This is a genomic window from Rhizobium sp. YS-1r, assembly GCF_000757525.1.
GTDB lineage: Bacteria > Pseudomonadota > Alphaproteobacteria > Rhizobiales > Rhizobiaceae > Neorhizobium > Neorhizobium petrolearium.
Window position 1 is genome coordinate 113,114 of record NZ_JPYQ01000024.1, and the last position, 17,314, is coordinate 130,427.

At 60.1% G+C, this 17,314-nt stretch carries 15 protein-coding genes; 5 read left to right on the top strand and 10 right to left on the bottom strand.

Features of this window, described 5'->3' with window-relative positions; all coding sequences use genetic code 11:
* The first annotated feature begins 4 nt into the window (after positions 1 to 4).
* The 3 genes from nirD to JL39_RS16590 all read left to right on the top strand — a co-directional run bounded on the left by nirD (position 5) and on the right by JL39_RS16590 (position 3,283).
* Positions 5 to 337 carry a nitrite reductase small subunit NirD gene (gene nirD, locus JL39_RS16580; protein WP_037153674.1) on the top strand — a complete coding sequence of 111 codons (333 nt, stop codon included), beginning with the start codon at positions 5 to 7 and terminating at the stop codon, positions 335 to 337.
* Positions 337 to 1,815, top strand: coding sequence for a siroheme synthase CysG (gene cysG / locus JL39_RS16585; RefSeq protein ID WP_037153675.1), 1,479 nt, complete (start codon positions 337 to 339; stop codon positions 1,813 to 1,815). The genes nirD and cysG overlap by 1 nt, the downstream gene beginning before the upstream one ends.
* A 97-nt stretch (positions 1,816 to 1,912) precedes the next feature.
* Positions 1,913 to 3,283, top strand: coding sequence for an IS1182 family transposase (locus JL39_RS16590; RefSeq protein ID WP_037152762.1), 1,371 nt, complete (start codon positions 1,913 to 1,915; stop codon positions 3,281 to 3,283).
* Positions 3,284 to 3,426: 143 nt separating this feature from the next.
* On the opposite strand, the gene JL39_RS16595 is transcribed toward JL39_RS16590, so the two are convergent.
* The 8 genes from JL39_RS16595 to JL39_RS16630 all read right to left on the bottom strand — a co-directional run bounded on the left by JL39_RS16595 (position 3,427) and on the right by JL39_RS16630 (position 12,927).
* Positions 3,427 to 5,784: a polysaccharide biosynthesis tyrosine autokinase gene (locus tag JL39_RS16595; RefSeq protein WP_037152765.1), complete on the bottom strand. Its 2,358-nt coding sequence runs from the start codon at positions 5,782 to 5,784 to the stop codon at positions 3,427 to 3,429.
* A 76-nt stretch (positions 5,785 to 5,860) separates the two neighbouring features.
* A complete protein-coding gene (locus JL39_RS16600) occupies positions 5,861 to 6,766 on the bottom strand; it encodes a UTP--glucose-1-phosphate uridylyltransferase (RefSeq protein ID WP_037152768.1) in 906 nt (301 codons plus the stop codon).
* The gene (locus tag JL39_RS16605) at positions 6,757 to 7,770 is read right to left on the bottom strand and encodes a glycosyltransferase family 2 protein (RefSeq protein WP_052182924.1); all 1,014 of its coding nucleotides are present in this window, start codon (positions 7,768 to 7,770) and stop codon (positions 6,757 to 6,759) included. The genes JL39_RS16600 and JL39_RS16605 overlap by 10 nt, the downstream gene beginning before the upstream one ends.
* Positions 7,767 to 8,696 (bottom strand): glycosyltransferase family 2 protein, encoded by a 930-nt coding sequence (locus JL39_RS16610; RefSeq protein WP_037152771.1) that lies wholly within the window; start codon positions 8,694 to 8,696, stop codon positions 7,767 to 7,769. Before JL39_RS16610 ends, JL39_RS16605 begins: the two co-directional genes overlap by 4 nt.
* On the bottom strand, positions 8,696 to 9,706 hold the full coding sequence (locus JL39_RS16615) for a glycosyltransferase family 2 protein (protein WP_037152772.1): 1,011 nt from the start codon (positions 9,704 to 9,706) through the stop codon (positions 8,696 to 8,698). The genes JL39_RS16610 and JL39_RS16615 overlap by 1 nt, the downstream gene beginning before the upstream one ends.
* An 8-nt stretch (positions 9,707 to 9,714) precedes the next feature.
* Positions 9,715 to 10,908: a glycosyltransferase gene (locus JL39_RS16620; protein WP_081952895.1), complete on the bottom strand. Its 1,194-nt coding sequence runs from the start codon at positions 10,906 to 10,908 to the stop codon at positions 9,715 to 9,717.
* A 69-nt stretch (positions 10,909 to 10,977) separates the two neighbouring features.
* Positions 10,978 to 11,775 carry a glycoside hydrolase family 16 protein gene (locus JL39_RS16625; RefSeq protein ID WP_037152773.1) on the bottom strand — a complete coding sequence of 266 codons (798 nt, stop codon included), beginning with the start codon at positions 11,773 to 11,775 and terminating at the stop codon, positions 10,978 to 10,980.
* A 3-nt stretch (positions 11,776 to 11,778) separates the two neighbouring features.
* A complete protein-coding gene (locus JL39_RS16630; RefSeq protein ID WP_037152774.1) occupies positions 11,779 to 12,927 on the bottom strand; it encodes an acyltransferase in 1,149 nt (382 codons plus the stop codon).
* Positions 12,928 to 13,784: 857 nt separating this feature from the next.
* Between JL39_RS16630 and JL39_RS16635 the strand changes: the two genes are divergently transcribed.
* Positions 13,785 to 14,753: a glycosyltransferase family 2 protein gene (locus JL39_RS16635; protein WP_037152775.1), complete on the top strand. Its 969-nt coding sequence runs from the start codon at positions 13,785 to 13,787 to the stop codon at positions 14,751 to 14,753.
* 42 nt (positions 14,754 to 14,795) lie between these two features.
* Positions 14,796 to 15,740, top strand: a complete 945-nt coding sequence (locus JL39_RS16640) for a polysaccharide pyruvyl transferase family protein (RefSeq protein ID WP_037153687.1) — start codon at positions 14,796 to 14,798, stop codon at positions 15,738 to 15,740.
* On the opposite strand, the gene JL39_RS16645 is transcribed toward JL39_RS16640, so the two are convergent.
* Together JL39_RS16645 and JL39_RS32820 are read right to left on the bottom strand one after the other, a co-directional pair.
* Positions 15,731 to 16,735 carry a glycosyltransferase family 2 protein gene (locus tag JL39_RS16645; protein ID WP_037152777.1) on the bottom strand — a complete coding sequence of 335 codons (1,005 nt, stop codon included), beginning with the start codon at positions 16,733 to 16,735 and terminating at the stop codon, positions 15,731 to 15,733. The two genes, JL39_RS16640 and JL39_RS16645, sit on opposite strands and share 10 nt — an antisense overlap.
* A 92-nt stretch (positions 16,736 to 16,827) precedes the next feature.
* Positions 16,828 to 17,121: an exopolysaccharide production repressor protein gene (locus JL39_RS32820; protein WP_052182925.1), complete on the bottom strand. Its 294-nt coding sequence runs from the start codon at positions 17,119 to 17,121 to the stop codon at positions 16,828 to 16,830.
* Positions 17,122 to 17,314 lie beyond the last annotated feature (193 nt).

A 17,314-nucleotide genomic window follows, 5' to 3' on the forward strand; every position in this document is an offset into this window, starting at 1 on the left:
GGATATGAATTGGCACCCGATCGGCGATATTTCCGATATCCCGCTCAGAGGCGCGCGCTGTGTGAAGACGCCGCAGGGCAAGATCGCCGTCTTCCGCACCGCCGAGAACGAGGTCTTCGCAATCGAGGATCATTGCCCACATAAAGGCGGTCCTCTCAGCCAGGGCATCGTTCATCAGAAGGCGGTCACCTGCCCATTGCACAACTGGGTAATCTCGCTCGAAACCGGCAAGGCGCTCGGCGCCGACGATGGTGAAGCGCGGACCATCCCCGTCAGAAACGAAAACGGCAAACTCTTCATCAAACTCGAAAGCCTGATGATGGTGGCTGCGGAATGATGAACCTTCTGCAACAGCAGCGGAACGAAGCGCCTGCCCGCATGACGGCACTGGCGAAGCTTCCAGTTTTCTGGGCGCTCGAAGGCAAGCGGGCGATCGTAGCGGGAGGCTCCGATGCCGCCGCCTGGAAGGCCGAACTTCTGGCCGCCTGCGGTGCCGAGGTGCATGTCTACGCGGAAGAACTTTCAGAGACTTTCGAGAGGTTGGTTGAGCGAGATGCCGAGCATCCGCAGGGCCGATTTGTGCGGCACTTCGACGGATGGAACACTGAAGCGCTCGAGGGCGCCGCCCTGGCGGTTGCCGATTGCGACGAACAGGGTGAAGCCGAAGCCTTCTTCAATGCGGCCTGCGCAGCCGGCGTGCCGGTCAACGTGATCGACAAGCCCGCCTTCTGCCAATTCCAGTTCGGGTCGATCGTCAACCGTTCGCCGGTCGTCGTATCGATCTCTACGGATGGTGCCGCGCCGATCCTTGCTCAGGCGATCCGCCGGCGCATCGAAACGCTGCTGCCGGCCTCGCTCAAGAACTGGGCAGAGCTTGCACAATCGCTGCGGGAGAGGGTCAATGAACGGCTGGCGCCTGGTCCGCAGCGCCGGGCATTTTGGGAACGCTTTGTCGATCGTGTCTTTATAAGTTCCGATGCGCCGGAGGAGGGTGCCGGCGGGGTGCTTCTAAGCGATGCCGAAAGGCTCGCGGAAGCCCCCGCCACCGGCGGCGTCACGCTCGTCGGAGCCGGTCCTGGCGATGCCGAACTGCTGACGCTCAAGGCGGTGCGTGCCCTGCAGGCCGCCGACGTCATCCTCTTCGACGATCTCGTCTCTGACGAAGTGCTGGAACTCGCCCGTCGTGAGGCGAAGCGCATGCTGGTCGGCAAACGCGGCGGTCGCGTGAGCTGCCGGCAGGAAGACGTCAACGACATGATGGTGAAGTTCGCCAAGGCCGGCAAACGCGTGGTCCGCCTGAAATCCGGCGACCCGATGATCTTCGGCCGGGCCGGCGAGGAGATTGCCTGCCTGGAACGCCAGGGCATTCCGGTCGATGTCGTGCCGGGCATCACCTCGGCGAGCGCCATGGCCTCCCGGCTCGGCATCTCGCTTACCCATCGCGATCATGCGCAGGGCGTCCGCTTCATCACTGGCCATTCCCGCAAAGGCACGCTGCCCGACAATCTCGACTGGAACAGCCTCGCCGACCCGCGGACGACGACGATTTACTACATGGCCGGCCGCACCGCCGGCGAAATCGCCGCGAAACTCGTTGATGCCGGCATGACGCCTGCCATGCCGGCCGTGATTGTCAGCGCAGTGTCCAGGCCAAACGAAAAGCGCTGGGCGGGATCACTTGGGGACATGGCGACAGCGATGACCAAGATCGGTGTCGACCAACCCGTGCTGATCGGCATTGGCGAAGTGTTCGGCAAGGCAATGCTGGCGGTCAACACCGGTCCTATGAGAGAGCAGCTTGCGGCCAGCGCCTGAGGGCAGGAAGTCAATAACGAGAAAGGGGCGATGAAATCGCCCCCCAGACTGCTGACAAACCCCTGGTCACAGCCGGGGGTTTGTGATTCACTGGGACATGTTGAAGAAACCTGCTCCCGAACAGACGGCTCTCGAGATGGTGACGCTCGACGAGTTGGTGCCTAAGGATCATCTGCTTCGCAAGATCGATGCGGTGATCGACTTTTCCTTCATCCATGATCGCGTTGCCGGTCTTTACTGCGCCGACAACGGCCGCCCGCCGCTCGATCCGACCTTGATGTTCAAGGCGCTGTTCATCGGCTACCTGTTCGGGGTGCGCTCCGAGCGGCAGCTGGTGCGCGAGATCGAGGTCAACGTCGCCTATCGGTGGTTCCTGCGGCTGAAGCTGACCGATCCTGTGTTCGATGCCTCGACCTTGTCGCAGAACCGCCGCCGCAGGTTCAACGACACGTCCGTGGCGCAGGACATCTTCGACGCGATCGTCGAGCAGGCGATCCGGCACGGCCTGGTGGACGGCACGGTGCTCTATACGGATTCGACGCATCTGAAGGCCAATGCCAACAAGGGCAAGTATGACCTTGAGATGCTCCAGAAGTCGCGCGCCGACTATTGGGCCGATCTCGACCGGGCGATCGAGGCGGAGCGCGCCGCCCACGGCCAGAAGCCGTTGAAGGAAAAGGAATGCGAGCCGGAGGTGAAGGAAACCAAGGTCAGTCGCACCGATCCTGAGGCCGGCTACATGGTGCGCGACGGCAAGCCCAAGGGCTTCTTCTATTTGGATCATCGCACCGTCGACGGCCGCCATGCCATCATCACCGACACCCATGTGACGCCGGCAAACGTGCATGACAGTATCGTCTATCTCGAACGACTGGACCGACAGCGCGAGCGCTTCGACTTGGCGGTCGGCGCGGTGGGGCTCGATGCGGGCTACGCCACATCAGGCATCGCCAAGGGACTGGAGGACAGACAAATCCTCGGCGTGACCGGCTATCGCAACCCGACCCCGCCAAAAGACGGCATGATGCGCAAGTCGAAATTCGTCTACGAGCCTGACACCGACGGCTACTGCTGCCCTCGGGGCCGGTTGCTCACCTACGCCACCACCGACCGCAACGGCTACAAGCACTATCGCTCCGACCCGTCCATCTGCCGCGACTGCCCGCTGCTGGCCTCCTGCACCTCGAACGCCAAGGCGGAGCGGACCATCACCCGCCATGTCTGGGCCGACGCCCGCGAGCGCACCGACAGCCATCGCAAGACGCCCTGGGGCAAGGCGATCTACAAGCGGCGAAAGGAAACGGTCGAACGCTCCTTCGCCGATGCAAAGCAACTCCACGGGCACCGCTATGCCCGCTTCCGGGGATTGATCAAGGTCAGGTGGCAATGTCTTCTCGCCGCCGCCGCCCAGAACATCAAGAAGATCGCAATGGCCGTCACCAAGCGGCCCGAACCAGCCTGGGGATGAGGACCAAGAGCCCTTTCGCGTCGATCCCCCCACGACCTTCTCCAAGTCTCCGCCCAACGCCAACACCACAAAAACAAAACCCGCCGAAAAATCGACGGGTTTGTCAGCGGTCTGAGGGGCGATGAAATCGCCCCCTTCTCAGTTTATCGTGATGCCGGCACAGCCCCTTCCTTATCCTTGTAATAGGAAAGATAGCTGCTGCGCAGCCGTTCCGGTGCGCCCGGATCGGCGTATTTATGCAGTTCCGACATCTCCGTCTTGTTGAGGATGACGCCGACTGTCTTCGAAGCGATCTGCGGCTCGGAACGCAGCACCGACTGCACTGCTTTCGCGGGCGTCGCGCCCCATTCCGTCACGAAGACGAAGCCGTCGACATAGGGTTCGAAAGCCTTGGCGTCGATCACCGGGATAAGCGGCGCAAGGTCGACGACGATGACATCGAACGTCTCCTTGATGCTTTCGAGGAACTGGCTCATGCCGGAAGAAGCCAGGAGTTCGCTTGTATGGGCGAGATTGCGGCTCCGCATGGTCATCGGCAGGATCGTCAGCCGCGACCTGCGATCGACGCGTGCAGCGCTCGTCCATGACGTTTTCTGGAGGATGACTTCCACAAGACCGACCTCCGGCTCGCTGCCAAGCATGCGGCTGAGGCCGGGGTTTCGCAGGTCGGCATCGATCACCAGCGTCCGCACGCCGGTCGAGGCGAGCAGGCCGGCGAAGTTTGCCGCAACCATGGATTTTCCCTCGCCGGGCAGGCAGGATACAACGCCGATCACCCGGCATTTCCGATCCTGCAGCATGATATCGCAGGCAAGCTTGGTATTGCGCAGCGTCTCGGCAAACTGCGAACGGGGCGCCTCCACGGCAATCCGCATCAGACGTCTGGATGAAATCGGGTTGCCGGCAGGTACACCAGCCGCCTCACTCTCCGTCGGCGGCGCAGGAGGGGCCGAAGACGTCGATTTGTCTTCCACCAGAGCATTGCTGACCCTCGGCAGATACCCGAGGAAACGTTGGCCGAGCTTGTCCTGCACGTCGTCGCCGGTGCGGAAGAACCGCTCGCGGAATTCGAGCAGCGTCGCCGCCGCACCGCCGATAAGCAGGCCGAGCACGATCGAAAGCGCCATCGTCAGCGTCTTGCGCGGGCTGGACGGCGCCGTCGGAATACCGGCATCTGAGATCACCCGCGCCTTGGCAATCGGGAAGGATTGCCGCTGGGTGGCTTCTTCGAAACGGCCTAGATAGGATTCGTAAAGTGACTTCAGCGCCGCCGCTTTCTGCTCCAGTTCATGCAACTGGACCATTGAGACATTGGCCTCCGAATTCCGCCCGGCGACGCGGTCGATGCTATCGCGCAGCGACTTTTCCCGGGAGCTTGCCACTTCGAACTCATTGCGGAAGCTTCCCATCAACTGCTGCAATTCGCGATAGATCTGTTGCGCGACATCGTTCTTTTCCGCTTTCAGCGCGACAGCCTGCGGGTGATCTGCCCCGAACTGCTGGATGACCCCCTGCTCTCGGTCATTGATCGCGATATAACGCTTCCGCAAGTCCTGAATGACCGTATTGTCCGTATCGCGTGCTGAAACGACGGCGTTCTGGACAGCCGCATCCGGCCCCTTGTCGGTAATCGCCTTGTATTGCTCATAGCGGGCCGAAGCGGCTGCGGCATCTGCCTGGGCGACGATCAACTGGCTGTTCAGATCGGAAAGCTGTTGCGTCGAAAGCAGTTCTCCGCGTGGCGAGACGAGATTGTGCTCGATCTTATATTGCTCGACGGCCAGCGCCGCCTGCTGCGAACGGCTGTTAAGATCGTTGAGCCGTTCCTGCAGCCACAGCGAGGCTCGTTCAGACGCATCGAAGTTGGCATTGAGCTGATCGGTCAGGTAGGAATCGGCATAGGTTCTTGCGATCGATGCCGAAAGCTGCCGATCAGGGGACCTGACGGAAACCGCAATCACCGAGCTGCGTCCGACGCGTTCGACGGTCAGGGACTGCTGCAGGACAGCGGCGGCCTTCTCACGCCGGCCCATGCGGGCAAGCTCTTCCGAAAGCGGCGGATCGCCGGGGGTGACCAGGGCGACGATGCTGCGAACCGCTCCCTTGGCAAGAGCGACCGGCGATTGCGGCGGATTGACCAGTATTTCGTTCTGGTCGAACCTGCCCTTGTCGACGACCCGTAACGCCAATGCCTTGGATTTCAGGATCTCCACCGCACTCGACATGCGGTTGTCGATCTGCTGGGCGGTCTGGCTGTCTCGCTCGTCCTCGGCATAACGCGAGAGATTTTCGTCAATCAGGATTTGCGTCATCGCCGTGTAAGTCGGCTGCGCGGTGAGGAGGTAAAGCCCCGCAAGCGTGACGGTGGCGATGAGGCACACGACGATCACGCCCAGGCGGCGAAACGCCGCCGCCCAGAGCTTGTCGAGATCAATGAACGTGTCGCTGTCGCGCGTCTCGCCGGGAAATATCGTTCGTGGTCGAAAGTTTACCTGATCCATGGAGCTCGCTTTCCGGAGCGTTGGTGTGACGGGCGGCAGCCGCGCTGCCGTCCGCCGCGAATGATTTCAAGCTGCATTAAGCTGCCTGGACGCGTGTCTCGTGTGACATCATCAGTTCCTTGAGGGAGGCGTAAATCTCCGCTCCCATATCCGCACGCAACATGGCGAACGCGACATTCGCTTCGATGAAGCCACGCTTGCTGCCACAGTCGAAAGTGCGTCCCTGATAGGGGTGTGCATGGAACGGCTGGACCTTCGCAAGCTTGTGCATGCTATCCGTAAGCTGGATCTCATTGCCGGCACCCCGTTCCTGACGCGCAAGCAATTCAAAGATTTCCGGTTGCAGAATATAGCGACCATTCAGGTAATAATTAGACGGCGCTTCGGACGGTTTGGGCTTCTCGACCATCTCGGTCACCTCGAAACCGTGCCTGACGGAGTGGCCGACACCGACGATGCCATAGCTGGACGTCTCCTCGGGCGAGCATTCTTCTACCGCAAAGACATTGCCGCCGACTTCCTCATAAAGCTCCATCAGCCCGGCCATGCAGCCCTGCGGACCGTAGGAGACCATGTCGGGCAGCAAGAGCGCGAATGGTTCGTTGCCCACCAGTTCCCGGGCACACCAGACCGCGTGACCGAGCCCGAGCGGGACCTGTTGACGCGTGTAGCTGACGGTGCCGGCGACCGGCAGCATCTTTTCAAGCTGGGTAACCTGGACCGTCTTGCCGGAGCGGGTCAGCGTGGCGATCAGTTCCGGCGCACTGTCGAAATAGTCCTCGATCGCCGTTTTGTTACGGCTGGTCACGAAGATGATGTTCTCGATTCCCGCCTGCATGGCCTCATCGACGGCATACTGGACGACGGGACGATCGACGATCGTCAGCATCTCCTTCGGCATGGCCTTGGTGGCCGGCAGAAACCGAGTGCCATTGCCTGCGACGGGAATCACCGCCTTTCGAACTGGTCTATTCATATCCATTCCTTCGTCCTTTCTGGAGGGCGCCCCCGCCCTATCCGATCGGATTTCAGTTGGCGCCAGCCGTTCCCCAACAGCCGGCGCATGCGGACAGCAATCGGCATGCGCAAATGTCTCAATGCACGCGGATTTCCGATCGCTGTTTTCAGGAAGCCCCTGACGGAGCCTTTCTTGATATCCTCGACGAGCGTGAGGAACGCACCCGCCTCGACGAGGCTGCGGGTGCGTCGGCGCTGGGCGGCCATAGCCTTCTCATCCAGCGTATAGCGGGAGAGGAAGGCCCGGTCGGAGGCCAGCATCGCGTCGAGGTGGTGTTGTTCCAGGACCCGCGAAATCGAGCCCTGCCGAAGATGGTAGACATAGCCGACATCCGGCATGACTGCGCACTCGCCGCCGCTTGCAAGGGCGGAGGCGAGCAACAGATAGTCTTCCCCGATCCGCAGCGTCTCGTCGAAGAGTAGTCCGGGGCGTTCAAGGAAACCCCGCTCATAGACCGGCTTCATGTAACCGAAGTTGAAGGTCGACCGAAAAATCACGTTCGAGCCGATGAAATCGGCAAGCGTCATGAGCGGACGCCGCGTCAGCTCTTCCCTGGGAAACATCGTCTGCGGCTTTCCGCCCTCGATGGGGATGACATCGATATTGTCGACGACGATCTGGGCCTCGGCAGCCTCCGCCCTTTCAAGCATCATCAATAGCCTTGCCGGATAGACCGTATCGTCGGCATCGAGGATGGCGATCCAGCGGCCGCAGGCGACAAGAAGGCCTGCATTGCGGGCAACGGCCGGTCCGCCATTCCTCTCCTGAACGATCAGCCGCACCCGATCATCCGCAAGCGCACGCACCCGCTCGCGCGTGCCGTCCGTCGAGCAGTCGTCGATGACGATGACCTCCATGGTCACCCCGATCTGAGCCAGCGCACTCGCAATCGCACGCTCGATCGTATCTTCCGCGTTGTAGGCGGCGATCACGAAGCTCACGTCGGGTTGGTGTACGAACGTGCTCATGCTGCTTCAGCGGCTCCATATTGGCGAATCTCGCGCATGCCGAGCGTGCCGGAAACGGCGCCGGCGTGCAGAGCCGCACGAAGGGCATAACGGTTGCGGATGACCGGGGAAAAGGCCATGGCTGCGGCCATCGCCGCGCAAAAGGCAAACTTCGAACCGGCAAGCCCCATCTGTGTGACCCGATTCAAACCAGCATGCTTGGAGGCAAGAATGCGCCCATGCGTCTGGCCCGAGCGGAAGCGTCGCTTCGCAAGCCAGGAAAAGCTCGCCCGTTTTTCCGGAACGATTTCCTCGACAATCGCCTCCTGGGCAAATTCAATGCGCCCACCGGCATCGGTGAGCGCTGTGAAGAAATGCGTGTCCTCGCCGCCGCTCTGGCCGAGCGACAAGGCAAACTTGCGACCCGCAACCACGGGCGAACGCATGTCGAGCAATACGTTGCAGGTGTAGCCGGTCCTGATCCTGCCACCGACCCAGACGGGCATGGTGGAATGGAAATCCCCCTTGCGCATCCATGAGGTGCTCCGTGCTCCGTAGACCGCCCGGACGGGGCCGAGTATCGCGTCTGCGCCGGTAAGCATCACCGCTGCAAATAGCTCGGCGAGCCATCGGGGCGTAGCCGTCTCGTCGTCATCGATGAAGGCAAGATAATCCGCATTGCATTCGGTCAGGCAGGCGTTGCGGGCAATCGAGATATTCGATTTCGGGCAATGGACATAGCTGATCGGAAAGGGCGACCGGTTGCGCAGGCCGTCTACCAGAGTGCGCGCGCTCGGAATTGCATCGTTGTCGGCAACGATCAGGCGCAGTTCGACACCCGCCGGAACGCTCAGCGAAAACAATGACATGAGCGTCGTCTGCAGTTCCGGTCGGCGATAGGTGCAGACGCCGATATCGATACGAACCGACTTTTCTCCTGCCGTCATCAAGCGGCCCTCCCTGGACGAATGCCGATCAGTTCCAGCCAGAAGCCAGCCGACCAGGCGAAATGCATGATCATCGCCGAGAGCGAGGCGAGCGGGCCGTAGGGATTTTTCTGCCCCACGGCCATCCAGAAGCCGTAGCCGAGGCAGGCCGCAGCCCAGATCGCCAGCGGCACCGCGGCCCACCAATGAAGCAAGGCGAGGAACGCGCCGACGACAACAGGAGCGACCGCGAGCGGGATCGCCTGACGTAGCCTCGGGATCGAGCGATGCTTGATGAGGTTTTTCGCGCGGCCGCGGCCATAGGCGAGATATTGCCGGAAGAGAGCCGGGGCACTCGCCCGCGGATAATAGGTCATGAAAGTCTTGCCGGTCATCCAGATGCGGAAGCCCGCGGCGCGCAGCCTGAAATCCAGCTCCGCATCCTCGTTGTGGCTGAAATTCTCGTCGTATCCGCCGACAGCGCGAAAGGCCTCGATCCGCATGAGCGCATGATGACCGTGATCCACCCAGTCGCCGCCGCCACCGGCCCTATGCTTGGAGCCGCCATTGCCGAGTTTGGAATTCTGCGCCACGGCCGTCGCCTTCTGGAACAGGCCGAAGCCGACCGTCTCCATGCCGACCACAACGGAATCGGCTTGCATATCGAGCGCTTCCTCCAGCAAGGTCCGACAATACCCGTCTGGATAGTCACCATGCGCATCGATACGGATGAGATAGTCGCGATCCTGCCCGAAACGGTCCACGGCAAGATTGATCGCGGCGCTCTGGATGCGCTTCGGGTTTTCCAGAAGCAGAAGTCGGGGTATCTCAGGCAGAAGCTTTTGCACGATATCCCGCGTGCCATCATGGCTGCCGCCGTCCGCCACAACAAGCAACATGTCCATCTCGCCGCGCTGTCCGTTCAGCTTGCGCAAGAGTGGCTCTATCGTTGCCGCCTCGTTCAGGCAAGGGATCACGAGGAGCGTCCGGACGCTGGAAATCTGGGCATTGGAGTGAGAACGCGAAACCATACTCAACCTCACGACTGCACGGTTGACACGACCGGCATGTCTGCCGGCGACGAGAGGTTGGGATGTAGGGCAGCGAGTCTGGAGACAAGGGCCTGGCATTCCGCCTGACCCGTGATCCATTGATTCCGTTCAATAATTGAAATTCTAGAAGCGAGATCGGCGTAGCGTGCCTCGGTCATGCCCTCGAACAGAGCCTCAAGCGTTTCCGGCATCGCGTTGTCGAGCGTCACGCCAATGTCACGTTTCTCGACAAACCGGCCGGTCTCGGTCCCCGAAAGCGCGATCGGCACTGCGCCGTGGAGCCCTCCTTCATAAAGGCGGTTCGGCAGTAGCCAGCTCGAATTGAGCCCTTCCTCGAAGAAATCGATCGCCCATGTGAAATGGACATCGCCATAGATCGCCGCGAGATCCTCCGGATTGCGGTAGGCGCCGTGGAATTCCACATGCGGGGCAGCACTGACCTTCGCATCGAAATCGTCGAACTCGCTATATGCCGGGCGACCGCGCAGGACGATCTGGACCCTGCCGTCCATCCGCGCCGCGAAATCGATCAGGCTGTCCAGTGATTTTCGGCACCGGATCGCTCCGAACCAGCCAATCCGCCAAGGCGCCCCCTGTCTTGGTGGTCTCGGCGCGACTGAGGCGGGCATAAGTTCCGGCTTCAGGGCCAGAACCTTGTTCTCCAGAAGCAGGACCGGCAGATCGAGACCTGACCGCGGCTTGAAGAAATTCTCGACGAAAGCCGGCGAACTGGTGATCAACAGGCTGGCGCGATTGCCGAAGAAGCGTTGAGCCTGCCGCATCAGGCGGCCTTTTATCCCCTCATCGAGGAGAAGCCGGTGAATATCGAGGCATTCGTAGACGACCGGAACATTGCGATCGAAAAGCGAGGCAGCGTGGCCGGCAAGCGCAAGGGTTTCCAGGTTGCGGGCGATGATAACGTCGGGCCGGGTGATTCCCGAGAGCTTTCGCTTCAGCACCATGCGCGCGGCCGCCACCGCGCCGATACGTTGTGCGAAGCGGGCATCCGCCGTTCTTCCGAGCACAATCGTCGGTACGTCCCGCTCGTCGGACAGCACGTTCGCGCCGCGCTCGAAACCGGCAACGGTGACGCTTGCACCGCCCGCTTTCAAGGTCAGCACCCGCCGCCGGATCGCCGCATCCGCGAGATCATGCGCGAGATAAAGAACGCTCAATGTCAAATCGTCCAACTCCTTTTTCGAGCCTTCTGGCTCTCAGGGACCGCATCGGGCAACGAACCGCAGACCGCCTCAATCGAGCGTGCAGAGCACGGATTCTGGAAAGCGGCAGTCTTCGCCCATCGCCGTGAACGCGACACGGTCAATGGTCATCGTCGTAGGTTGAGTGTAGGAAAACGCACCCATCCATTGTTTGAGTGTATCGGTGCCCCAGAGGCTCAGGAATATCTTCTGGGCGTTCGAAGGTATCGTCGCCTTGTCCGTCACCTCCTGAACGAGCTTGCCGTTCACGAAGTAACGGAGGCGGTTCTCCTCCCAGATGAAGGCGTAATCGTTGAAGCCCTGGTCCGCGCCGCCGGCGACCGGCACAAGCTTCTCATTGCCGCCCTTGCCGTTGATGTACTGGTTCACCTGAACTTGGCCGGTGTTCTTGCCGAGGACCTCAAAGTCGATCTCATCGTGCGGCTTCTTGTCGGTTGGTCCGATATAGCTGAAGAAGGCCGAGTTCAGCCCGGAACCGGTCGCAGCCTTCATCCGCACCTCATAGGTACCGTAGCCGAAGCGCGCCTTGGTCTGGATCTCGCCACAGACATAGTTGCGGTTGCTGGTCTTTCGCTCGGCAAATTCCAACTGCAGTACGCCATTTTCAACGCGCACCTGGTTCTTCGACCAGGTGCAGTTCTGGTGCTTGCCGTTACTCCAGCCGTCGGAGACGTACCAGAACGAACGGTCGAGGCTGTCGAAGTTCTCGACAAAGGATTTGCCGGTCGCGCCCTGTTGAGCTTGGGCCATGGGTGCAAGAAGGCTCGCCACCGCGGCTGCGGTAGCGATCTGCCAGGCTCGCCGAAGATGTCCGGCTTTCGCCATCATGTTTCACCTCTGCTGTTGCGTCATTGCCGGTTCGCCGGAGCGAGTGGTGCCGGCGGACGAATGGGATTTCGCCGCGGCGGAAAGCTTCGCCTTTCGCCCGCGGCTGCCAGTCAGGATTTCATAGAAGCCCGGCATCGCGCGGGAGACGAAGAGATTGGATGTCGTGAGGATGACGAAGCTGGCGATGACCGAGCTGGCATAGAAAAGCGGATACTGCTCATCTCCAGCCATCCGGTTCCAGACCATCCACAGCAGGACCAGCAAGGGATAATGGGCGCAGAAAACCCAGAAGCTCAAGCTGCCGGTGCCGGCCAGACGCCGGCCGATCCACGACCGGATGGCCAAGGCCGACATAAGCCAGAATCCCCCCGCGCCAACGATCGACAGCGTGTTGCGCGCAAGATCAAGCGCCCATGGGAAATCTGGACCGGTGCGAAAAAGACCAATCGACAGCAGGATGGCGACTGCGAGCATTGCTGCGGTCCCAGCAATCGAGAATCGATCGAGCGCCTTCAGGTCCAGCCGGTTGAGCGCCAGGAAAATGCCGAACGTGAAGCTGAAGAGAATCGACTTTTTGAGAACAATACCAAGCGTCAGTTCCGGCAAGATCGCCAGGACGAAGAGAATCACAAGCGTCGGTGTCGCATAGCGGCGCACCAGAAAGGCAAGGATCGGCGAAAGAATGATGCAGACGATCAGGTCACGCAGGAAATAGAGCGGAACATTGACCGGCAGCCCTTCGGTTGCCAGCGCATAACTCAGGAACTCTCGTGTCGAGGCGTTCCAAAGGTCGGGGAAATAACCCACGCCAATATCGAAGTGCTGAAGGAGGAAAACGGTGGCGAGCAGGCTGCAATTCCAAAGCAGGAAAGGAAGAAGGACGGTTTTCGCTTTCGAACGAAGCGTCCTGGCATAGTCGAAAGCGTCCAGGCCGCGCTGGAACAGCAGATAACCGGAAATGGCGCTGAGGCACGGAACGCCAATGCGAAACAGGCTGTCACCAAAAAAGACGCGCAGCCAGTCGAAGAAGCCATTCAATCCGAGGAAGGCGCTCGTCGGAGGATCATAAGGCACATGCACGAAGACAATGCCTGAGATCAGCAGGATACGCATCAAATTGATACGGGAGGATATGTTCTGATCAACAGTCAACGAGTCACCCCTTTTGAGCAGTGCCTCCCCTCACCGCCGTTTCAATCAGAGCAGACTTGGGCCCGCAGTTATCAAAATGATCACGCCGAGTTTGGCGCAAAATGTGGCGGCGCAGCAAAAAATTGATGGATGACAGAGTAATCGATGCGTGGGCAGCCAAGCGCCCGCCCCATCAACTCGCCCGCACGAATTTATGATTCACAGGGAGTTCGATGTGATTCCAACCCAAAATGCTGCATTGCAGCACGCGCGAAAAATTTTTCCTCCCGACCCCGAAACAATCTATCGGAGTCCGTATTCTATTACCGCTCCCGTTTCAGACTTCGCTAAAATATGGCGAGATTAAGGCAAATCTGCGACACAATCGGGCAGGCGAGGCGTCTGACCGGCTCGCGCATCCCGCGACGTCGAATAGACTGGAAAATTTCTCAGAAGCGTCCGCTCCGCAAGGAGGAAACCCGTCCCGCGGCAGTGCAGCCAGCACTTCCATATCGAAGATTTGTTAACCCGTCCGCCCAAAACAGGCAGGAAAACGCGCATGCGGAGCGTCATCACAAAGGCGGTGATCCGTCGATAGACTGCTGGCCAGGCGGCCTCTCCGGCCACCCGATCCGACATCTTCCGGTGTCAGCGGTCTTGCCAGAATGGACATGGTGACAAATTTCAGCCCGAATGTAGCGGTCTTAGATAGCGCGCTCCAGCCGGCACTTGCGTGATGGTCTTAGTGTCGTGACCTGGAGCCACAGGTCGAATCCCGTTGCTGGAGGTCAGTCGAATACGGCAGCGAGCTGCCGCCTAAACCCGGAGCCCGGCGAAAGTCGGTGGCTTGCAATTCTTCGAGGAAGCAGGGCTAAAACATGGCGACGTTCACGGTTGTTATCCCATTTTACCAAAGAGAGGCCGGCATTCTTGGCCGCGCATTGAAATCGATCTTCGATCAAACCTATCAGGATTTCGATATAGTCATCGTCGATGATGAGTCCCCCCTTCCCGCCGACACCGAGCTTCAAGGCATTGATGAAACCTGGAAATCGCGCATCCGGGTGATCAGCCAGAAAAATGGCGGACCAGGAGCTGCACGCAATACCGGCCTCGATAACGTACCGGCGGAAACTCGTTTCGTCGCCCTTCTCGATTCGGACGACATCTGGCTGCCGGACCATCTGAAGAACGCGTTTGACTGCATGACCCGGTTCGATGCCGAGTGCTACTGGGCCTCCATGCAGGCGAGCGACGAGTTCTACTATCACTTCGGCATGGCCGAGCTCGAAAAGGCGGAGGGCGGCACGCGGCTGTCCGAAGATCCCCTCGTCATCGAGATGTCGAATCTGGCAAGCGTGATGCTGAAGAACTGGAGCTTCCTGCATCTATCCTGCATGGTGATCGCGCGGCCGGTTTTCGAAACGATCCGCTTCGAACCCTCGCTGCGATTGGCTGCAGAAGATGTGCTGTTCTTCTGCGACTGCATTCTCAAATCGAAACGAACCCTGCTCTGCGACGAGGCGGGGGCGGGCCGCGGCATGGGCCTCAACATCTTCCACAGCATCGACAACCGCTCGCCGCAGTTCCTGCGCCAGCAGTTCAACACCTGGGTCGCGCTTGACACGCTGGAACAGCGTTTCCGCTCCCGCCCTGGCGACGTAGCGTCGATCGCATCCTACAAAAACACCGCCCGCCGCCAGGCGCTCTGGAGCCAGGCCGGACGAGTGAAACGACGTCAGGCTCCGGATTTCGGCCTGCTCGCCCGCTGGGTGATGCGTGATCCTGGCTTGCTTCGGGCAGCCTTCGAACTCGGCGCCGGAAAATTCGGTCGCAGCGCTCGCTGAAACCAGGACGTCCCATTCAACCATTATCCCATGGAGGCCCGCATGAAAGCGTACTACTGGGAATCGCATCACGGCAATTTCGGCGACGATCTCAACCTCTGGCTCTGGGACGCACTGCTGCCCGGCTTTCGGGACGTGAATCCGGAGATACTTCTCGTAGGTGTCGGCACTGTTCTCAATCCGGTCCTGCTGCCAGCGGGACAGAAGAAGCTCGTGGTGGGCAGCGGTTATGGTTATGGCACGCCGCCGGATATCGGCGATCCGGCGGAATGGGACGTGCGTGCGGTTCGCGGTCCGTTGACGGCCGCCAAGCTTGGCCTGCCGCCAGAAAGGGCGATTACCGATCCGGCGGCGATGATCACAGACATGCCGGAATTCCAGAGCCTCCCTAAGGTCCACAGGAAAACCTTCATTCCCCATTGGGAATCGGCCGAATTCGGCATGTGGGAGGCGGTTTGCGAGCCGGTCGGCCTCGCTTACCTCGACCCCCGCGGCGAAGCGAAATCCGTCATCCGCCACATTGCGCAGTCGGAGCTGATAATCGCCGAATCCATGCACGGCGCTATCCTGGCGGATGCCTTCCGTGTTCCCTGGATTGCTGTCAGCACCTCGCGTTCGATCAACAATTTCAAATGGAACGACTGGGCAAGCTCCGTCGGCACCACCTATGAACCTCGCTATGTGCCGGTATCCACCCGCGCAGAGGCCGTCGCCAAACGCTCCCGTTTCTGGGGCGTGCGCTTCGACGGGGAGCAGCCCGCCCCCGAGGCGACGCCGCAAAACCCGGGAGGCGAAGTCATGACCCGCAGGCCTCCCTCACAGACCGGGCTTCGCGGAATGGCCAAGCAGTTTCTGGCCTCTCCCTCCGTGCTGGCACTCTGGCAGGCAAGCCGCGCCGAACCACGCCTCAGCCCCGATAATGTCATCGAAGAGCGGAAGGAACAGTTCCGCACGATGCTGGATGGGATCCGCCGCGACTATTTCTGAACGGCAGGGATACCAGGCAGGAGATAGCGCGTCCTCGGAGGCTCAACCGCCGCCGGAGATGATTTCGAACGCAGGAGATCGAGCTTGTCGAGAAAGATGCCTGTCGCCACCGCCGGCAACACCTGCGGGCGGGTTAGGATATGGCGAATTGCGGCGAACTTGCCGGCGTGCGACTTGACGTCGAGGAAAGCACGCAACTCGTAGCGGTCGCGAATATGGTCGCGATGTCGCGTAATGACGGCCCTCGCCTCGTCGGGGAGCCTCCGGTCGGCGAGAATTGCCTCGTCCGCTTCGTAGAACGTGCGCAAATCCTCTGTGCGATGCCGGCCGCTGAGCGAATCATGCCGGACCACGGCGCCGTAGCCGCAATGCTCGATCACCTTGTAGCGGGCGCCTTTTGCCAGTGCCCGGACATAGAAATCATAGTCCTCGCCAAGTCGCATCTCCTCCTTGTAACGCAGCCCATGAGCCTCCAGGAAATTCCGACGTATCATCGGTTTCAGGAAACCGGTCTCCCCACGCTTCACGCCGCGCTTCGAGATATTCCCCTCGACGAATTCGGTCAGTGACATTGTACGCGCCCTCGTCTCGAAGCGCTCTGGATGAATGATTTCGGTTGGCTCGTAGATGAAGGCGATGTTATCGGCGATGAGATCCCATCCATCCTCTTCGAGCATCGGCGCGAAACGGCCGGGAAAGAAGAAATCGTCGGCATCGAGGATGGCGATCAGCGGGGCGCGCGATATCGCAACGGCGTGGTTGCGGGCAGCGGAAGGACCACGGTTTTTTTCAAAGGAAACGACGGTCAGGCGACCCGATCCGTCATCGGCTTGCCGTGCAACCGTCGCCGTCGCATCCGTCGAACCGTCATCGACCACGACGACCTCGCCGACATGCATCTCATTCAGGGCCGATTGAATCGCGACCCCGATCGTTTCGGCAGCATTCCGGGCCGCGATGATGACGCAGATTGTCTGGTGAGTAGTTTCAGCCATAGCCCTCTCCAAGCTTCATCGGTTGGTGGAACTATGGACGCAGGAAAATGGCCCTCGTGTGAAATCTCGTAAAAAAATTCGAACGAGACAAATCAGGTGTCACTGGCGGGTAAATTCGGAGCGGCATCGGCGCGCAGACCGTCGCGTCGACTGCTGTCCTTCGAGTTTTTGATGCTGGCCGCCTCTGATGAAATGTTCTCTTCGCGAAGCTTCTTTTCGCGTCGCACCAGGTAAAGAACGCCGATGAAATAACCGACCTGGAGAAGTACGGCACAGATCAATGTCTGTATAAGCGCCGTATAAAACGATCCGGTCATAAAATACGCAGACACCGCAAAAACGATCAGTACCCCTGTCATGCTGACAAAGACGCGCGGTGCGTACATAATTCCTCCTCCCGAACTTAAACTTGCTCAGTTCATCGATCTTTCGGCTCCTCTCCCAATGGAACAACCATAGGAGCCTGCAGGAGAGGATTCAAGTTTCCTATCTCGATTATGTCAGGCTATTGGTGAAACTTTCGTAAGGTTTCGCAAGTTCCGCGAAAATATAGCCCGTCATAGCGCTTGATACCCCTGT